This is a genomic window from Enterobacter sp. BWH52, assembly GCF_001037565.1.
GTDB lineage: Bacteria > Pseudomonadota > Gammaproteobacteria > Enterobacterales > Enterobacteriaceae > Enterobacter > Enterobacter hormaechei_C.
Window position 1 is genome coordinate 1,619,019 of the sequence record NZ_KQ089854.1, and the last position, 18,431, is coordinate 1,637,449.

At 55.3% G+C, this 18,431-nt stretch carries 18 protein-coding genes; 15 read left to right on the forward strand and 3 right to left on the reverse strand.

What is annotated here, in order from left to right; genetic code table 11:
- Nucleotides 1-50 precede the first annotated feature (50 nt).
- A complete protein-coding gene (locus SK47_RS07610; protein ID WP_048243764.1) occupies nt 51-1,262 on the reverse strand; it encodes an MFS transporter in 1,212 nt (403 codons plus the stop codon).
- 109 nt (nt 1,263-1,371) lie between these two features.
- Here SK47_RS07610 and SK47_RS07615 point away from each other — a divergent pair, with 109 nt between their 5' ends.
- Nucleotides 1,372-2,310, forward strand: a complete 939-nt coding sequence (locus SK47_RS07615) for a LysR family transcriptional regulator (RefSeq protein WP_086598422.1) — start codon at nt 1,372-1,374, stop codon at nt 2,308-2,310.
- Nucleotides 2,311-2,350: 40 nt separating this feature from the next.
- On the opposite strand, the gene rne is transcribed toward SK47_RS07615, so the two are convergent.
- On the reverse strand, nt 2,351-5,467 hold the full coding sequence (rne, locus tag SK47_RS07620; RefSeq protein WP_048243766.1) for a ribonuclease E: 3,117 nt from the start codon (nt 5,465-5,467) through the stop codon (nt 2,351-2,353).
- 570 nt (nt 5,468-6,037) lie between these two features.
- Here rne and rluC point away from each other — a divergent pair.
- A complete protein-coding gene (gene rluC, locus SK47_RS07625) occupies nt 6,038-6,985 on the forward strand; it encodes a 23S rRNA pseudouridine(955/2504/2580) synthase RluC (protein ID WP_045342796.1) in 948 nt (315 codons plus the stop codon).
- Nucleotides 6,986-7,080: 95 nt separating this feature from the next.
- On the opposite strand, the gene SK47_RS07630 is transcribed toward rluC, so the two are convergent.
- Complete coding sequence (locus SK47_RS07630; RefSeq protein ID WP_003857968.1) at nt 7,081-7,665, reverse strand: Maf family protein; 585 nt, start codon at nt 7,663-7,665, stop codon at nt 7,081-7,083.
- 140 nt (nt 7,666-7,805) lie between these two features.
- On the opposite strand from SK47_RS07630, the gene yceD reads away from it, so the two are divergent.
- The 13 genes from yceD (at nt 7,806) to SK47_RS07695 (ending at nt 18,401) form a co-directional block, all read left to right on the forward strand.
- Nucleotides 7,806-8,327 (forward strand): 23S rRNA accumulation protein YceD, encoded by a 522-nt coding sequence (gene yceD, locus SK47_RS07635; protein ID WP_003857966.1) that lies wholly within the window; start codon nt 7,806-7,808, stop codon nt 8,325-8,327.
- 16 nt (nt 8,328-8,343) lie between these two features.
- A complete protein-coding gene (gene rpmF, locus SK47_RS07640; protein WP_003857964.1) occupies nt 8,344-8,517 on the forward strand; it encodes a 50S ribosomal protein L32 in 174 nt (57 codons plus the stop codon).
- A gap of 81 nt (nt 8,518-8,598) precedes the next feature.
- Nucleotides 8,599-9,633: a phosphate acyltransferase PlsX gene (gene plsX, locus SK47_RS07645; protein WP_003857962.1), complete on the forward strand. Its 1,035-nt coding sequence runs from the start codon at nt 8,599-8,601 to the stop codon at nt 9,631-9,633.
- 6 nt (nt 9,634-9,639) lie between these two features.
- Complete coding sequence (locus SK47_RS07650) at nt 9,640-10,593, forward strand: beta-ketoacyl-ACP synthase III (protein ID WP_003857960.1); 954 nt, start codon at nt 9,640-9,642, stop codon at nt 10,591-10,593.
- A gap of 15 nt (nt 10,594-10,608) precedes the next feature.
- Nucleotides 10,609-11,538, forward strand: a complete 930-nt coding sequence (fabD, locus tag SK47_RS07655) for an ACP S-malonyltransferase (protein WP_023324453.1) — start codon at nt 10,609-10,611, stop codon at nt 11,536-11,538.
- Between the two features lie 12 nt (nt 11,539-11,550).
- On the forward strand, nt 11,551-12,285 hold the full coding sequence (gene fabG, locus SK47_RS07660; protein WP_003857956.1) for a 3-oxoacyl-ACP reductase FabG: 735 nt from the start codon (nt 11,551-11,553) through the stop codon (nt 12,283-12,285).
- Nucleotides 12,286-12,439: 154 nt separating this feature from the next.
- Nucleotides 12,440-12,676, forward strand: coding sequence for an acyl carrier protein (gene acpP, locus SK47_RS07665; RefSeq protein ID WP_003857954.1), 237 nt, complete (start codon nt 12,440-12,442; stop codon nt 12,674-12,676).
- Between the two features lie 91 nt (nt 12,677-12,767).
- Nucleotides 12,768-14,009, forward strand: a complete 1,242-nt coding sequence (gene fabF / locus SK47_RS07670; protein ID WP_003857950.1) for a beta-ketoacyl-ACP synthase II — start codon at nt 12,768-12,770, stop codon at nt 14,007-14,009.
- 120 nt (nt 14,010-14,129) lie between these two features.
- Nucleotides 14,130-14,939: an aminodeoxychorismate lyase gene (pabC, locus tag SK47_RS07675; protein ID WP_023315813.1), complete on the forward strand. Its 810-nt coding sequence runs from the start codon at nt 14,130-14,132 to the stop codon at nt 14,937-14,939.
- A gap of 2 nt (nt 14,940-14,941) precedes the next feature.
- On the forward strand, nt 14,942-15,964 hold the full coding sequence (gene yceG / locus SK47_RS07680; protein WP_023315814.1) for a cell division protein YceG: 1,023 nt from the start codon (nt 14,942-14,944) through the stop codon (nt 15,962-15,964).
- The gene (gene tmk, locus SK47_RS07685) at nt 15,954-16,595 is read left to right on the forward strand and encodes a dTMP kinase (protein ID WP_003857946.1); all 642 of its coding nucleotides are present in this window, start codon (nt 15,954-15,956) and stop codon (nt 16,593-16,595) included. Before yceG ends, tmk begins: the two co-directional genes overlap by 11 nt.
- On the forward strand, nt 16,592-17,596 hold the full coding sequence (holB, locus tag SK47_RS07690) for a DNA polymerase III subunit delta' (protein WP_045350106.1): 1,005 nt from the start codon (nt 16,592-16,594) through the stop codon (nt 17,594-17,596). Before tmk ends, holB begins: the two co-directional genes overlap by 4 nt.
- A gap of 10 nt (nt 17,597-17,606) precedes the next feature.
- A complete protein-coding gene (locus tag SK47_RS07695; RefSeq protein WP_003857943.1) occupies nt 17,607-18,401 on the forward strand; it encodes a metal-dependent hydrolase in 795 nt (264 codons plus the stop codon).
- The last annotated feature ends 30 nt before the right edge of the window (nt 18,402-18,431 follow it).

Consider the following 18,431-nt stretch of genomic DNA (forward strand, 5'->3'; position numbering starts at 1 on the left):
AAACTGGGCATGTTTTGACTGCCCAACCCGTCCGGGTTGGGCATTTTTTTTTAAACACTTTCTGCCTGTGCGGACAGCACCCGGGCGCTTTCAATCACTCTGATAGCCAGCGCAATGGCACCACACAGGGTTGCCAGAGCCACCACGCCAGACCAGCCTGCCAGCGTGTAGATATTGCTGCCTAATGCCGAACCCAGCGCCATTCCGATGAAAATGACGGTAAACAGCAGGGCGTTCAGGCGTCCGCGGGCCTGCGGCTCAAGGCTGTAGACCAGATTCTGGTGGGCCACGAGGCTGGACTGCAAGCCGAGATCGAAACCGACCGCGGAGAGGGCAATCAGGATCAATTGACCGTGTATACCCAGTGCCGGCATCAGGAACATCAGGGCAAACGAGAGGGTCACCAGCGCGGCACCCAGTTGGGTGACTTTACCGGCGCCCAGCTTATCTGCCAGACCACCTGCCAGCGGTGCGGCCAGCGCGCCAGCGGCTCCGGCAATACCAAGTCCACCCGCCACAGCGCTGCCAAGGTGATACCGTTCCAGCAGCATGACCGCCAGCGTTGACCAGAATGCGCTAAAGGCAATCGACAGAAACCCCTGGGCCAGCGCGGCCCGACGCAGCGCCGGGTAGCGGCGCCAGAGGTGTTCCATGGAGCGCATCAGCGCCGGGTAGCTCAGCGTGGAGTGAACGGCGAAGCGGGGAAGCACGGCCCACATGACCACGCCGACAAAGGCAATACTTGCGGCGGCCAGCTGATACATCACCCGCCAGCCAAAGGCTTCACCCACCACGCCGCTCACGGTTCTGGAGAGCAAAATCCCCAGCAGCAGGCCGGTCATCACCGTGCCGACCGTTTTTCCCTGTTTGCCTTCCGGCGCGAGGATCGCTGCGGCCGGGACAATATCCTGCGCCATGGTGGCGGCCATGCCAATCAGCAGGCTGGTGAGCAGCAGGGAGTGCAGTTGTCCGGTCAGGCTACAACCCAGCAGGAACAGCGCCAGAGCCGCACTTTTTATCAGGATCAGCGTTCTGCGATCATGACGATCGCCGAGCGGGAGCAGAAACAGGATACCTAAGGCATAACCCGCCTGGGTAAGCGTCGGGACCATGCCCATGCCTTCGATGCTCAGGTTCAGGTCTGAGCCCATCAGCGGCAGCAGAGGCTGGGCATAATAGATGGATGCCACGCTAAAGCCCGCACCGAGCGCCAGCATTAAGATTACCCAGCGGCTTACGGCCCGGGTGGTAGTTGTGTTCATAAGATGTTCCTCATTCGTCGTGTGCGGCTATTTTTTATCAGTACGCCTTGCGACGGTAGCGGGCGCGGTGGTAAAACGCTTATACGTGTAGCGTATGGATAGAAATGGTATGAAAAGGCCTGAGCGTATAGATCGGGTAGAACTGATGCGAACGTTTGTTCGCATTGTGGAGGCGGGGTCTCTTTCTGCGGCAGCACGTCAGCTGGCAACAACCCAGGCCACGGTGAGCCGACGGTTGCAGTCGCTTGAGACCATGCTGGGAGTACGCCTGATGCTGCGCACAACCCATACGACCCGGCTGACCGATGACGGCGAACGCTGCTATCAGCATGCCCGACGGGTGATTGACAGCTGGCTGGCGCTGGAAGACGAGGTAGGGCAGACGGAAGATGAACCGGTTGGGGTGCTGAGGGTGCGCGCCCCGCACGCGTTTGGCCAGGATCAGCTTCTGAAACCGTTAACCGAATTTTTGCAGCGCTATCCCCAGCTTTCTGTAGAGTGGATGCTCAACGATCGCTCGGTTGATTTCCTCGGCGACAACCTTGACTGTGCTATTCGGGTGGGTGTGGAAGTCGATCCGGCAACCGTGTCCGTGCTGCTGGCTGAAGTGCCGCGCTCGGTGGTGGCTTCACCGGAATTACTGGCCCGTTATCCCGCGGTTAAAACGCCGGAAGATTTGCAACAGCTTCCCTGGATTGCCATCAGCTCTTTTTATCAACGCCATGTGGAGCTTTTCCACGATGCATCATCTGCCCCGACGCGGGTTACCATTACGCCACGCCTGAGTACCGACAGCCTGTATGTGGCGCGCAATACGGCACTCACCGGGCTAGGCGTTGCGGTGGTATCCAGCTGGACAGTACAGGATGATATTCAGGAAGGACGACTGGTGCATCTACTGCCAGAGTGGCAGCCGGCAGCGCTACCGGTACATCTGGTTTACCCCTGGTCTCGTTATTATCCGGCGCGCTTGCGGCGTTTTCTGGAGCTGATGCGGCAGATAATGCCGGAGGTCACCGGAATGAGAAAGCCCCTGCAACAGCCATAAAAAAGCCGACCCGAAGGTCGGCTTTCAGTATTAGCGTGCGTTATTCAACAGGCTGAGGACGAGTAGCTGGCGCAGTAGCCATGTGCGTTGCACTGTGACCACCGGCAGCACCTTTGCCTTCGAAGTTGAATGCCGGACGAACCCAGTCGCTATGGCGTGGCGCTTCAGGCACATACTCAGGTGCCGGGGCGCGAGTCATCGGCGCGGTAGCAACGTGAGCAGGCGCTACAGCTGCAACGACCTCAATCGGCTCTGATTTCACTTCAGGCGCTTTGACCTCTTCGACAACAGGTTCAACCTGAATCTCGACGTCCTGAACAACCTCTTCAGTCACCGTTTCGACGGTAACGTCTGCGGGCTCTTCTGCTGCGGAGACTGGCTGAGCGTCTTCCGCGACTTCTTCAGCTACCACGGTATCTTCTTCGGCAATGATCTGCGGAGCGGCATCAACCGGCGCAGCAATGACTTCAGGATGGGTCGTTTCCACTTCCACAGCCTGCGGTGCCGCCGTGTCAACAACCTGCGGTTCAACCACGGTTGCCGCTTCAGTCACGACGTCTTCCACCGCTGCTATCGGTGCAATCACCTCTTCGGTCACAGTCTGTTCTTCAACAGCCTGTTCCGGGCGAGCAACCGGATAACGGATCCAGACTTTACCGGATGCCATCTCAGGTGACGCGCACGCCACGGTCAATGGCATTGGCGACTGAGTTGGGTAACGCTCGTCACGGTAACGACGACGACGCTGACCGCTCACGCGCAGATGACGCGGAGAACGACGGGAGCGACGCGGCATACCTGCGTTGTCACGGTTTTCGCTGCTTTCGTCCTGCTCAACCTGATTTTCTACTACGGCTGGCAGGTCAACTTTCGCAACCTGTGTACCCGTTGTGCTTTCTGCTGCTTCAACCGCGATAACGTCGTTTTCTTCCGCCTGAACAGCACCCACACGCACTTTCTGGGTCAACTGACGCTGCTTACGACGCGGCATAACCTGAGTACGCTCTTCCTGCTCCGTGTCCTGCTGTTCAACAGGCGCTTCGCGGTTCAGGTTTTTGACTTCCTGCTGGGCCTGGCGTTTCTCGTCGTTACGACGACGGTTACGCTCGCGGCGAGGTTGCTGCTCGTCACGCTGTTTGCTCTTCTCGGACTCATCGCCCGCCTGCTGGCGAATCTCACGATCTTCAACGTTCTGCTGTTGCTTCTCGCGACGGTTGCGACGGTTGTCCTCGCGTTGTTCACGACCTTCGTTGTTCTCGGAACGATTATCACGGCGCTCGTTACGATCGCTACGGTCGTTGCGGTCATTACGATCGCGACGATTGTTCTGACGCTTACGACGGTCCTGCTGACGCTCTGGTTTCGCTTCTTTTGGCGCTTCTTTCGGCTGCTCAGGCTGAACTTCTTCGCCAGCAAACATTTTTTTCAGCGCGCCGAAGATGCGGCTCAGGAGACCCGGCTGCTCAGGCTGCGCTTTTGCCGCGGCAGGGGCCGCCTTTTGCACGGCAGGTTTTGCCGCTGGTTTTTCCAGCGTCGCTTCCGGCGGGGCTTCCGGCATGATGAAGGTTGCTAATGCAGGCTGCTCAGGCAGTTTACGCTCGGCAGGCTCTTCATCCGATGGCAGCGCCATTTCTTCTTCATGAAGCTTCGGCAGCAGGTAGCTGAGGGTGCTTGTCTCTTCACCTTTACGCACGCGCAGCACGTGATAGTGCGGGGTTTGCATCTCGTCGTTTGGCACGATGATGCAGCGAACGCCGCCCTGACGCGCTTCGATTGCGCTCACCGCTGCACGTTTTTCGTTCAGCAAGTAGGAGGCAATCGGCACCGGAACAATGGCGTGAACCTCTTTGGTGTTCTCTTTCAGCGCTTCTTCTTCAATCAGACGCAGAATAGAGAGGGAGAGCGATTCATTGTCACGCACGGTACCTGTCCCGGAACAGCGCGGGCAGACGTGATGGCTGGACTCGCCGAGTGACGGGCTCAGACGCTGACGGGACATTTCCAGCAGGCCGAAGCGCGAGATATGGCTAATCTGGATACGCGCGCGATCCTGGCGCACCGCTTCACGCAGACGGTTTTCAACCGCACGCTGGTGGCGAACCGGGGTCATGTCGATGAAGTCGATAACAATCAGACCACCCAGGTCGCGCAGGCGGAGCTGGCGGGCGATTTCATCAGCGGCTTCTAGGTTGGTGTTGAAGGCGGTCTCTTCGATGTCGCCGCCGCGGGTTGCACGCGCGGAGTTGATGTCGATAGCGGTCAGCGCTTCGGTGGTATCGATAACGATAGAACCGCCGGACGGCAGACGCACTTCACGCTGGAAGGCAGACTCGATCTGGGATTCAATCTGATAGTGGCTGAACAGCGGGATTTCACCGGTGTACAGTTTAATTTTGCTGGTGAAATCCGGGCGACCCAGCGCGGCGATGTGCTGGCGAGCCAGCTCAAGCACTTTCGGGTTATCAATCAGAATTTCACCGATGTCCTGACGCAGATAATCACGGAAGGCACGCACAATGACGTTGCTTTCCTGGTGGATCAGGAACGGAGCAGGACGGCTTTCAGCCGCTTTCTTGATGGCTTCCCAGTGCTTCAGACGGAAGCTCAGGTCCCACTGCAATGCTTCGGCAGATTTGCCGACGCCTGCGGTGCGCACGATAAGGCCCATGCCGTCTGGCAGCTCAAGACTTGCCAGCGCTTCTTTCAGCTCTGTACGGTCATCACCTTCGATACGGCGAGAGATGCCACCCGCACGCGGGTTGTTTGGCATCAACACCAGATAGCTTCCTGCCAGACTGATAAAGGTGGTCAGTGCGGCACCTTTGTTGCCACGCTCTTCTTTATCGATCTGGACGATAACTTCCTGACCTTCACGCAGAACATCTTTAATGTTCGGACGGCCATGGGAGTTGTAGTTTGCAGGAAAATATTCGCGGGCGATTTCTTTGAGAGGAAGGAAACCGTGACGCTCAGCACCGTAATCGACAAATGCAGCTTCAAGGCTTGGTTCAATGCGGGTGATTTTGCCTTTGTAAATGTTCGCTTTTTTCTGTTCGTGTCCAGGACTTTCGATATCCAGATCGTACAGGCGCTGCCCATCCACAAGGGCGACACGCAACTCTTCTTGCTGAGTTGCGTTGATTAACATTCTTTTCATCGTAACTTACTCGTTATTCTTACATTGACGACAAAGCTGCGGGCAAGGTGACGCTTTCCGGGGTATGAACCGATGGCCTCGTGTCTATTCACGTCGCCAACCTCACGGTTGTCGCTCGCTTAAGAGGCGCAGAGTGTCGGTTGCCTGTGTTTCATACGGAAACACAGCGCAATTATCAGGGGAATTGCCTGGGAAAACTCTCCAGAGAACAATCCTTATACCGGGAAGTACTGCAACCCGCAGCCCGCTAACTGCCTGAAAGATCAATACGTCTTACGCCATTGCTGCGTGGATGATCGGTCAGACAAAATTGGTCATTCCGTCGACATCCTTACAAAACCCGGATTTAACGCGGAAAACGGATTCATTATTCCACTGCTCGCCGGGTTATAGCAAGATGACTTTTACCAATTATCACCCGGTTACTCACAGTTTCTTCACTTCAACGGGGTGATTGGTTTAATAACCACCAAATCGATTGCGCGAAAGGGGAGCGGTCCGGATAAAAGTAAATATAAGCATAGAAAAATGAGTGGCGCTAATGCCTGACGCTATTTAGAATCGCCAACCATGAAAACAGAGACTCCAGCCGTAAAAATGGTTGCCATCGCCGACGACGAGGCGGGGCAACGTATCGATAATTTTTTGCGCACCCAGTTGAAGGGTGTGCCAAAAAGCATGATTTATCGCATCTTGCGTAAGGGCGAGGTGCGGGTGAACAAAAAACGCGTGAAGCCAGAGTATAAGCTCGAGGTGGGCGATGAAGTCCGCATTCCACCGGTACGTGTTGCAGAGCGTGAAGAAGAGGTCGTTTCTCCGAAGCTGCAAAAAGTCGCGGCCCTGAGCGACGTTATCCTTTATGAGGACGACCACATTCTGGTGCTGAATAAACCGTCCGGAACGGCGGTACACGGGGGGAGCGGCCTGAGCTTCGGCGTGATTGAAGGGTTACGCGCGCTGCGCCCGGAAGCGCGTTTCCTCGAACTGGTTCACCGTCTTGACCGTGATACCTCTGGCGTGCTGCTGGTGGCGAAAAAACGTTCTGCGCTGCGTTCACTGCATGAACAGCTGCGCGAAAAAGGGATGCAGAAAGATTATCTGGCGCTGGTGCGCGGCCAGTGGCAGTCCCACGTTAAAGTGGTGCAGGCGCCGCTGCTGAAAAATATTCTGCAAAGCGGCGAGCGCATTGTTCGTGTTAATCAGGAAGGGAAACCGTCTGAGACGCGCTTTAAAGTTGAAGAGCGCTACGAATTCGCCACGCTTGTGCGCTGTAGTCCGGTGACGGGGCGTACTCACCAGATTCGCGTCCATACCCAGTTTGCGGGCCATCCGATTGCGTTTGATGACCGCTATGGCGATCGCGAATTTGATAAGCAGCTGGCGGGGACGGGGCTATCGCGTCTGTTCCTGCATGCGGCAGCGCTTAAGTTCACCCATCCTAATACCGGTGAAGTTATCCGTATTGAAGCGCCGCTGGATGAGCAGCTCAAACGCTGTCTGAAAGTTCTGCGCGGCTGATTTTGTGCCGGGTGGCGCTGCGCTTACCCGGCCTACATGTTTTTCTCCCTCTCCCACAGGGAGAGGGCCGGGGTGGGGGCATCAGGCCGCAACGGTCACATCGTCAGCGGATTACACTCTTCTCGCCTTAACATCTGGCACAGCGCAATCAGCGGCAACCCCACCAGCGTATTGGAATCGCGGCCATCGAGCTTGTCGAACAACGCAATCCCTAGTCCTTCACTTTTAAAGCTCCCTGCACAGTTCAGCGGACGTTCCCGACGCACATAATCCATAATCTCCTGTTCGCTAAGATGACGGAAGTGCACATCAAACGGCTCGCACTCGGTTTGCAGATGACCGGAAGCCGAATTATAAAGCGCCAGGCCGGTATAAAAGGTCACGATACTGCCTCGCGCACGCAAAAGCTGCTGGCAGGCTATTTCTTCCGTATACGGTTTGCCGGTGATTTCGCCGTCCAGCACACAAACCTGATCGGAGCCTATAATCAGATGAGCGGGGTAACGTACGGCCAGCGACTGTGCTTTCTCTTTCGCGAGACGGGTCACCAGATGACGCGGTGACTCGCCCGGCTGTGGCGTTTCATCCACCTCCGGCGCAGCGCATTCAAACGGGATCCCGAGCTTTTCCAGCAGCATTCGGCGATAAGGTGAAGTGGAAGCAAGGACGAGATTTGGCATATTTTTATCACCAGATATAGCGTATCGATGCCAGCCATTTTAAACTACAGGCCGCAATGTGTGCGAATAATTGGCAAAAGGCAGCTCTGGTTGCCTTTTTCTTTGACTCTATGACGTTACAAAGTTAATATGCGCGCCCTATGCAAAAGGTAAAATTACCCCTGACTCTTGATCCGGTTCGTACGGCTCAAAAACGCCTCGATTACGAAGGAATCTATTCTTCCGATCAGGCTGAGCGTATTGCCGAATCTGTAGTCAGTGTGGACAGTGATGTAGAATGCTCCATGTCGTTCGCTATCGACAACCAGCGTCTCGCCGTGTTAACCGGTGATGCAAAGGTGACGGTAACGCTCGAATGTCAGCGTTGCGGGAAACCGTTTGTACAGCATGTTCACACAACGTATTGTTTTAGTCCGGTTCGTTCTGACGAACAGGCTGAAGCACTCCCGGAAGCGTATGAGCCGATTGAGGTTAACGAATTCGGTGAAATCGATCTTCTGGCGTTGGTTGAAGATGAAGTCATCCTCTCCCTGCCAGTCGTTCCGGTGCATGATTCTGAACACTGTGAAGTGTCCGAGGCGGACATGGTCTTTGGGGAACTGCCTGATGAAGCGCAAAAACCAAACCCATTTGCCGTATTAGCCAGCTTAAAGCGTAAGTAATTGAGGAGTAAGGTCCATGGCCGTACAACAGAATAAACCAACCCGTTCCAAACGTGGCATGCGTCGTTCCCATGACGCGCTGACCGCAGTTACCAGCCTGTCTGTAGACAAGACTTCTGGTGAGAAACACCTGCGTCACCACATCACCGCTGACGGTTTCTACCGCGGCCGCAAGGTTATCACTAAGTAATCACGCGTCAGCGTGATTAGGCTTAGTGAGGAACTTCCCCGTGCAAACGGGGAGTTTACCGAACCAGGCTGCGACGATACCTTGACACGTCTAACCCTGGCGTTAGATGTCATGGGGGGAGATTTTGGCCCTACCGTGACAGTGCCTGCAGCATTGCAGGCACTGAATTCTAATTCGCAACTCACACTTCTTTTAGTCGGTAATCCCGACACAATCACGCCATTACTTGCAAAAGCTGACTTTGAACAACGTTCGCGTCTGCAGATTATTCCTGCGCAGTCAGTTATTGCCAGTGATGCCCGGCCATCGCAGGCTATTCGTAATAGCCGCGGCAGCTCTATGCGAATGGCGCTGGAGCTGGTGAAAGAAGGGCGAGCACAGGCTTGCGTCAGCGCGGGAAATACTGGCGCGCTGATGGGGCTGTCGAAATTATTGCTCAAGCCGATTGAGGGCATTGAGCGTCCGGCGCTGGTGACGGTGTTACCGCATCAGCAGAAGGGCAAAACGGTGGTGCTGGATCTGGGCGCTAACGTGGATTGTGATAGTACAATGCTGGCTCAGTTTGCCGTTATGGGGTCGGTGCTGGCAGAAGACGTGCTCGGGATTAACAATCCCCGCGTTGCGTTATTGAATATTGGTGAAGAAGAGACCAAAGGTCTGGACAGTATCCGCGACGCTGCGGAAATACTCAAACAGGTCCCCTCCATCAACTATATTGGTTATCTCGAAGCCAATGAGTTGCTGACGGGCAAAACGGATGTATTAGTGTGTGATGGCTTCACCGGAAACGTGACGTTGAAGACCATGGAAGGGGTCGTACGAATGTTCCTTTCTCTGCTGAAATCGCAGGGAGACGGTAAAAAAAGGTCCTGGTGGCTGATTATATTAAAGCGTTGGTTACAAAAAAGCCTGACGCGGCGATTCAGTCACCTCAACCCCGACCAGTATAATGGCGCCTGTCTGTTAGGATTGCGCGGCATCGTGATTAAGAGTCATGGCGCCGCCAATCAGCGAGCATTTACCGTCGCGATTGAACAGGCAGTGCAGGCGGTGCAGCGTCAAGTCCCTCAGAGGATTGCCGCTCGCCTGGGATCTGTATTAGCTAAAAGTGACTGAGCGTACATGTATACGAAGATTTTAGGTACCGGCAGCTACCTGCCAAAACAAGTGCGTACCAACGCCGATCTTGAAAAAATGGTAGATACGTCTGACGAGTGGATTGTCACGCGCACAGGTATCCGTGAACGTCGTATCGCCGCGCCAGACGAAACTGTGTCCACCATGGGCTACGAAGCCGCTCAGCGAGCGCTTGAGATGGCTGGCATTGATAAAGAACAGATCGGGCTTATTGTGGTGGCGACCACCTCTGCCACGCATGCCTTCCCAAGCGCAGCGTGCCAGGTGCAGAACATGCTCGGCATCAAAGGCTGCCCGGCATTTGATGTTGCAGCAGCATGCGCGGGTTTCACCTATGCACTGAGCATCGCCGATCAGTATGTAAAATCGGGCGCCGTAAAATATGCGCTGGTGATCGGCGCTGACGTGCTGGCGCGTACCTGCGATCCAACCGATCGCGGCACGATCATTATTTTTGGCGATGGCGCGGGCGCGGTGCTGCTGGGGCAGTCCGAAGAGCCGGGCATCATCTCCACGCACCTGCATGCCGATGGCCGCTACGGCGAGCTGTTAACGCTGCCTAACGCCGATCGCGTTAATCCGGACAGTTCAATTTACCTGACAATGGCAGGTAACGAAGTGTTTAAAGTGGCCGTGACTGAACTGGCTCACATCGTTGATGAGACGCTGGAAGCGAACAATCTGGACCGCGCCGCACTCGACTGGCTGGTACCGCATCAGGCTAACCTGCGTATTATCAGCGCGACGGCGAAGAAGTTGGGCATGTCTATGGATAACGTTGTGGTGACGCTCGATCGCCACGGCAACACCTCTGCGGCATCGGTACCGTGCGCATTTGACGAAGCGGTACGCGATGGACGAATTAAACGGGGCCAACTGGTCTTGCTTGAAGCCTTTGGTGGCGGGTTCACCTGGGGTTCCGCGCTGGTTCGTTTCTAGGATAAGGATTAAAAAATGACGCAATTTGCTTTTGTGTTCCCGGGACAGGGCTCGCAAACTGTTGGGATGTTGTCTGAAATGGCAGCAAACTATCCGGTTATTGAAGAGACTTTCCGTGAAGCTTCTGACGCGCTGGGTTATGATCTGTGGGCGCTGACCCAACAGGGCCCCGCTGAAGAACTGAACAAAACCTGGCAGACTCAACCGGCACTGCTGGCGGCATCCGTCGCATTGTGGCGCGTATGGCAGCAGCAGGACGGCAAAGCGCCGACGCTGATGGCGGGTCATAGCCTCGGTGAATACTCTGCGCTGGTCTGCGCTGGCGTGATTGCCTTCGCTGACGCGGTACGCCTGGTTGAATTGCGTGGTAAATTCATGCAGGAAGCGGTGCCAGAAGGCACGGGCGGCATGTCTGCCATCATCGGTCTGGATGATGCTTCTATCGCTAAAGCCTGTGAAGAATCTGCTGAAGGTCAGGTCGTTTCTCCGGTAAACTTTAACTCGCCAGGCCAGGTGGTAATCGCGGGTCATAAAGAAGCGGTTGAGCGTGCAGGCGCTGCCTGTAAAGCTGCGGGCGCAAAACGTGCACTGCCCCTGCCGGTGAGCGTGCCGTCTCACTGCGCGCTGATGAAGCCCGCAGCCGATAAGCTCGCGGTTGAGCTGGAAAAAATGACCTTTAACGCACCGACGATTTCCGTTGTGAATAACGTCGATGTGAAGTGCGAAACCGCGCCGGAGGCTATCCGTAACGCGCTGGTTCGCCAGCTCTACAGCCCGGTTCAGTGGACTAAAACTGTTGAATTTATGGCGTCTCAGGGCGTGGAACATCTGTATGAAGTCGGTCCAGGTAAAGTACTTACCGGTCTGACAAAACGTATTGTAGATACCCTGACTGCCTCGGCGATTAACGAGCCGGAAGCCATGAAAGCGGCACTCTCGCAATAAAAGAGGAATACCATGAGTTTTGAAGGAAAAATTGCCCTGGTGACCGGCGCAAGCCGCGGTATTGGGCGCGCTATTGCTGAAACACTGGTTGCGCGCGGCGCAACGGTGATCGGGACTGCGACCAGCGAGAATGGCGCACAGGCCATCAGCGACTATCTGGGTGCGAACGGTAAAGGTCTGGTACTGAATGTGACTGAACCAGCATCTATCGAATCTGTTCTGGAAAATATTCGCGCAGAGTTTGGCGAAGTGGATATTCTGGTCAATAATGCCGGGATCACTCGCGACAACCTGCTGATGCGAATGAAAGACGACGAGTGGAACGATATTATCGAAACCAACCTGTCATCTGTATTCCGTCTGTCAAAAGCGGTAATGCGCGCTATGATGAAAAAGCGTCATGGTCGTATTATCACTGTAGGTTCTGTGGTTGGTACCATGGGAAATGCTGGTCAGGCTAACTACGCTGCGGCGAAAGCAGGTCTGATCGGTTTCAGTAAGTCGCTGGCGCGTGAAGTCGCGTCCCGCGGAATTACTGTAAACGTTGTTGCTCCGGGCTTTATTGAAACGGACATGACGCGTGCGCTAACTGATGAGCAGCGTGCGGGTACGCTGGCGGCAGTTCCAGCGGGTCGTCTTGGCGACCCTAAAGAAATCGCCAGCGCGGTTGCATTTTTAGCCTCTGACGAAGCGGGTTACATCACTGGTGAAACCCTCCACGTCAACGGCGGGATGTACATGGTTTAATCACGATCGAAAATATTTGCGTTATTTGGGCAAATGGCCTCAAAATAACGTAAAATCGTGGTAAGACCTGCCGGGATTTAGTTGCAAATTTTTCAACATTTTATACACTACGAAAACCATCGCGAAAGCGAGTTTTGATAGGAAATTTAAGAGTATGAGCACTATCGAAGAACGCGTTAAGAAAATTATCGGCGAACAGCTGGGCGTTAAGCAGGAAGAAGTTGTGAACTCCGCTTCCTTTGTTGAAGACCTGGGCGCAGATTCTCTTGACACCGTTGAGCTGGTAATGGCTCTGGAAGAAGAGTTTGATACTGAGATTCCGGACGAAGAAGCTGAGAAAATCACCACCGTTCAGGCTGCCATTGATTACATCAACGGTCACCAGGCGTAAGTGAACATCTCCAGGCGGTCATTCGACCGCCTGAGTTTTATCTTTTGTTGTCCCACGAATCTCTTTTTTTATCCCTCCCTGGAGGACAAGCGTGTCTAAGCGTCGTGTAGTTGTGACCGGACTTGGCATGTTGTCTCCTGTCGGCAATACCGTAGAGTCCACCTGGAAAGCTCTCCTTGCCGGTCAGAGCGGCATCAGCCTAATCGACCATTTCGATACTAGCGCCTATGCAACGAAATTTGCTGGCTTAGTAAAGGATTTTAACTGTGAAGAGATCATCTCGCGCAAAGAACAGCGCAAGATGGATGCCTTCATTCAATATGGAATTGTCGCTGGCGTTCAGGCCATGCAGGATTCTGGCCTTGAGATTACGGAAGAGAACGCGACCCGTATCGGCGCCGCTATCGGCTCCGGGATTGGCGGTCTTGGTCTGATTGAAGAAAACCATACATCTCTGATGAATGGCGGCCCGCGTAAAATCAGCCCGTTCTTCGTTCCGTCTACGATTGTCAACATGGTGGCAGGTCACCTGACCATTATGTTCGGCCTGCGTGGCCCAAGCATCTCAATCGCGACAGCCTGTACGTCTGGCGTGCATAACATCGGCCAGGCCGCGCGTATCATTGCGTACGGCGATGCAGATGCTATGGTTGCGGGCGGCGCTGAAAAAGCCAGTACCCCACTGGGCGTCGGTGGTTTCGGTGCAGCGCGTGCGCTCTCTACCCGAAACGATAATCCTCAGGCGGCGAGCCGTCCGTGGGATAAAGACCGTGATGGTTTCGTGCTGGGTGACGGTGCAGGCATGATCGTACTGGAAGAGTACGAACACGCGAAAAAACGTGGCGCGAAAATTTATGCTGAAGTTGTTGGCTTTGGCATGAGCAGCGATGCTTATCACATGACGTCTCCTCCAGAGAATGGCGCAGGTGCTGCGCTGGCGATGGAAAACGCCATCCGTGATGCGGGCATTACGCCGGCACAGATTGGCTACGTTAACGCGCATGGGACGTCTACCCCTGCGGGCGATAAAGCAGAAGCGCAGGCTGTTAAGTCTATCTTCGGCGAATCTGCCAGCCGTGTGCTGGTGAGCTCCACGAAATCCATGACCGGTCACCTGCTGGGCGCTGCGGGGGCAGTAGAGTCAATCTACTCTATTCTCGCGCTGCGCGATCAGGCTGTACCACCAACCATCAACCTGGATAACCCGGATGAAGGTTGCGATCTGGACTTCGTTCCTCACGAAGCGCGCCAGGTTAGCGGTATGGAGTATACCCTGTGTAACTCCTTCGGCTTCGGTGGGACTAACGGTTCTCTGATCTTCAAAAAGGTCTGAGTCTGGTTGGTCGCTGACGATAAAAAAGGTCCGCTTGCCGGGCCTTTTTTATTAGGCGAAATCCCCTTGTCCGGCTGTTCACATCCTGCCAGACTGAGCCTCCACGCATAAGGAGCCACTATGTTTTTGATTAATGGCCTTGAGCAAGACACGCTGCCGGCAAGCGACAGGGCGACCCAGTTTGGCGATGGCTGTTTCACGACTGCGCGTATTCTCGACGGTGACGTGTGCCTGCTCGGGGCCCATATCCTTCGTTTACAAAAAGCCTGCGAAACATTACTGATCCCCTTCTCGCAGTGGGACATTCTTGAAAGTGAGATGCGTCGGCTGGCGTCAGAAAAAGCAAGCGGCGTCCTGAAAGTCATTATCAGCCGCGGGAGCGGTGGCCGGGGCTATAGCGGTTCTGCCTGTCTGCATCCTACGCGGATCCTTTCCGTTTCAGATTATCCTTCCCATTATGCGCACTGGCGTGAAGAGGGCGTAGCCCTGGCGCTAAGTCCGGTACGTCTGGGAAGAAACCCGATGCTCGCTGGCATAAAACACCTCAACCGCCTTGAACAGGTGCTAATTCGTACTCATCTTGAGCAGACGGAGGCCGGGGAGGCGCTGGTTCTTGACAGCGAAGGGTACATTACGGAATGCTGTGCGGCTAATTTACTCTGGCGGAAGGGCAGTGACGTGTTCACGCCTTCGCTGGAGCAGGCCGGCGTCAACGGCATTATGCGGCAGTTTTGTATGCACCAGCTGGCACGCGCAGGCTTTCGCGTTGTCGAAGTCAACGCTAAGGAAGAGGCGCTGTTGGCTGCCGATGAAGTCGTTATCTGCAATGCGCTGATGCCCGTTGTCCCCGTTCGCGCTTATGGCCGCAAATGCTGGTCATCCCGCGAGCTGTTCCAGTTACTGGCCCCGTTATGTGAGCAAACCAGGTAGTCATGAAGAAAATGTTACGCTTTGTCCTCCTTCTGATCGTTGCGTTAGGTATCGCTGGCGGAGCGGGAGTGTGGAAAGTCCGTCAGCTGGCGGAGAGTCAGATCCTGATAAAAGACGAGACGATTTTTACCCTGAAAGCGGGGACCGGGCGGCAGGCGCTTGGTCAGCAGCTGTATGACGACAAAATTATCAATCGCCCACGCGTATTCCAGTGGCTGCTGCGTATTGAACCGGACCTGTCCCATTTCAAGGCCGGTACCTATCGCTTTACCCCTGACATGACCGTGCGCGAAATGCTGCAACTGCTGGAAAGTGGTAAAGAAGCCCAATTCCCGCTGCGTTTCGTGGAAGGTATGCGTCTGAGCGATTACCTCAGGCAGCTGCGTGACGCGCCGTACATCAAGCATACGCTGAAAGATGACCGCTACCAGACCGTGGCAGACGCCTTAAAATTCGAACATCCCGAGTGGGTGGAAGGCTGGTTCTGGCCCGATACGTGGATGTATACGGCAGGCACGACGGATGTGGCCATTCTGAAGCGCGCGCACAACAAAATGGTCGCGGCGGTAGACGCTGCCTGGAAAGGGCGAGCAGAAGGCCTGCCTTATAAAGATCAAAACCAGTTCATGACGATGGCCTCAATCATCGAGAAAGAGACGGCCGTTGCTGCCGAACGTGACCAGGTTGCCTCGGTGTTTATTAACCGTCTGCGCATCGGCATGCGTTTGCAAACCGATCCTACCGTCATCTACGGCATGGGCGAAAACTACAACGGCAGGATTTCCAGAAAAGATCTGGAGACGCCAACGGCGTATAATACCTACGTGATTAGCGGCCTGCCGCCTGGACCGATTGCGACGCCGAGTGAAGCATCGTTGAAGGCCGCCGCGCACCCGGCCAAAACGCCGTATCTCTATTTTGTGGCTGACGGAAAAGGGGGGCACACGTTCAATACCAACCTGGCCAGCCACAATCGCTCCGTTCAGGACTATCTGAAGGCACTTAAGGAAAAAAATGCGCAGTAAATACATTGTCATTGAGGGACTCGAAGGGGCGGGCAAAACAACTGCCCGTAACGTGGTGGTGGATACGCTTACGTCGCTTGGCGTTGCCGATATGGTCTTCACCCGCGAGCCGGGCGGTACGCAGCTGGCGGAAAAACTGCGCAGCCTGGTTCTGGATATCAAATCCGTTGGCGATGAAGTTATTACCGACAAAGCGGAAGTGCTGATGTTCTATGCGGCGCGCGTTCAGCTGGTGGAGACGGTGATCAAACCCGCTCTGGCAGAAGGGAAATGGGTGATTGGCGATCGCCACGATCTCTCAACCCAGGCATATCAGGGCGGTGGCCGGGGTATCGACCAGACCATGCTGGCTACGCTTCGCGACGCGGTTCTGGGCGATTTCCGTCCTGACCTGACGCTGTATCTGGACGTGACCCCTGAGGTGGGCCTGAAGCGCGCCCGTGCCCGCGGCGAACTGGACCGCATTGAACAGGAATCTTTTGATTTCTTTAACCGCACCCGTGCGCGTTATCTGGAGCTGGCCGGGCAGGACAAGACCATTCGTACCATCGATGCGACGCAATCCCTTGAAGACGTTACGCGTGATATTCAGCAGACTGTTACGCAGTGGCTACAGGAGCAGCAGGCATGAAATGGTATCCATGGTTGCGCCCACACTTTGAACAGCTGATCGGCAGCTATCAGGTTGGTCGGGGGCATCATGCGTTACTGATCCAGGCGCTTCCGGGAATGGGTGATGATGCGTTGATTTACGCCATCACCCGCTTTCTGATGTGCCAACAGCCGGAAGGACATAAAAGCTGCGGTAAGTGCCGGGGTTGCCAGCTCATGCAGGCGGGCACGCATCCTGACTATTACACCCTCGAACCCGAGAAAGGCAAAAATACGCTCGGTATCGACGCGGTGCGTGAGGTCAGTGAGAAACTGTACGAATATGCGCGTCTGGGCGGGGCGAAAGTGGTGTGGCTGAAAGACGCCGCGCTGCTCACGGAAGCCGCAGCCAACGCCCTATTAAAAACCCTGGAAGAGCCGCCAGAGAACACCTGGTTTTTCCTCTCCTGCCGCGAGCCGGAACGCTTGCTGGCGACGCTGCGCAGTCGCTGCCGTCTTCACCACCTCGCTGTCCCTCAGGAATCCTGGTCGCTCGCCTGGCTTGAGCGAGAAGTGACGGTGTCACAAGACGCGGCGCGCTCGGCGTTGCGCCTGTGCAGCGGTGCGCCTGCGGCTGCGCTGGCCTTATTGCAGCCGGAGGTGTGGTCCCAGCGTGAAACGCTGTGTCGTGCGGTTGAATCAGCCCTCGACAGCCATGACTGGCTGAGCATGCTGCCAGCGCTGAACAGCGATCAGGCTCCGGAACGGCTGCACTGGCTGGCCGCACTGCTGCTGGATGCGCTCAAAATCCAGCAGGGGGCTACGCTTCTGACTAACCCTGACGTGTGGGCGTTGGTCACCACACTTGCGAATCGCCTGTCAGGGCAGTCGCTGCACGCTATCCTTCATGATATCTGCCAGAGTCATGAACAACTTTTGACGGTAACCGGTCTCAATCGCGAGCTTTTACTGACCGACCAGTTAATGCGTATCGAACACTACCTGCAACCGGGTGTCATACCGCCGGTTTCCCACCTCTGAGAGAGACATTATGTTTTTAGTCGACTCACACTGCCATCTCGATGGCCTGGATTATCAATCCCTGCATAAAAATGTGGACGACGTGCTGGCGAAAGCCGCCGCGCGCGATGTGAAATTTTGCCTGGCCGTGGCGACCACGCTGCCGGGTTACCGCTCCATGCGTGAACTGGTAGGCGAGCGCGATAATGTCGTCTTCTCCTGCGGCGTGCATCCGCTGAATCAGGATGAAGCTTACGACGTTGAGGATTTACGCCGTCTTGCCGCAGAAGAGGGCGTAGTGGCGATGGGCGAGACCGGTCTGGACTATTTCTACACCCCCGAAACAAAACCTCGCCAGCAGGAATCCTTCCGCAACCACATCCGTATTGGCCGTGAGCTGAATAAGCCGGTTATCGTTCATACCCGCGATGCGCGCGCCGACACGCTGGCGATCCTGCGGGAAGAAAAGGTGACGGATTGCGGTGGCGTACTACACTGTTTCACAGAAGACAGAGAAACGGCGGGTAAGCTGCTTGATTTAGGCTTTTATATTTCATTCTCGGGGATTGTCACGTTCCGCAATGCTGAGCAACTGCGTGATGCGGCGCGCTATGTTCCGCTGGATCGTATTCTGGTGGAAACCGATTCCCCGTACCTGGCGCCGGTGCCTCATCGCGGCAAAGAGAATCAGCCAGCGATGACCCGGGATGTCGCTGAGTATATGGCCGTTCTGAAAGGTGTCAGTATCGAAGAACTGGCTCGCGTGACAACGAAAAACTTCGCCAGCCTGTTCCATATCGACCCCGCCCGCCTGCAATCTGTCTGATACACCTGTTATTTTTAGGCTCGTAATTAA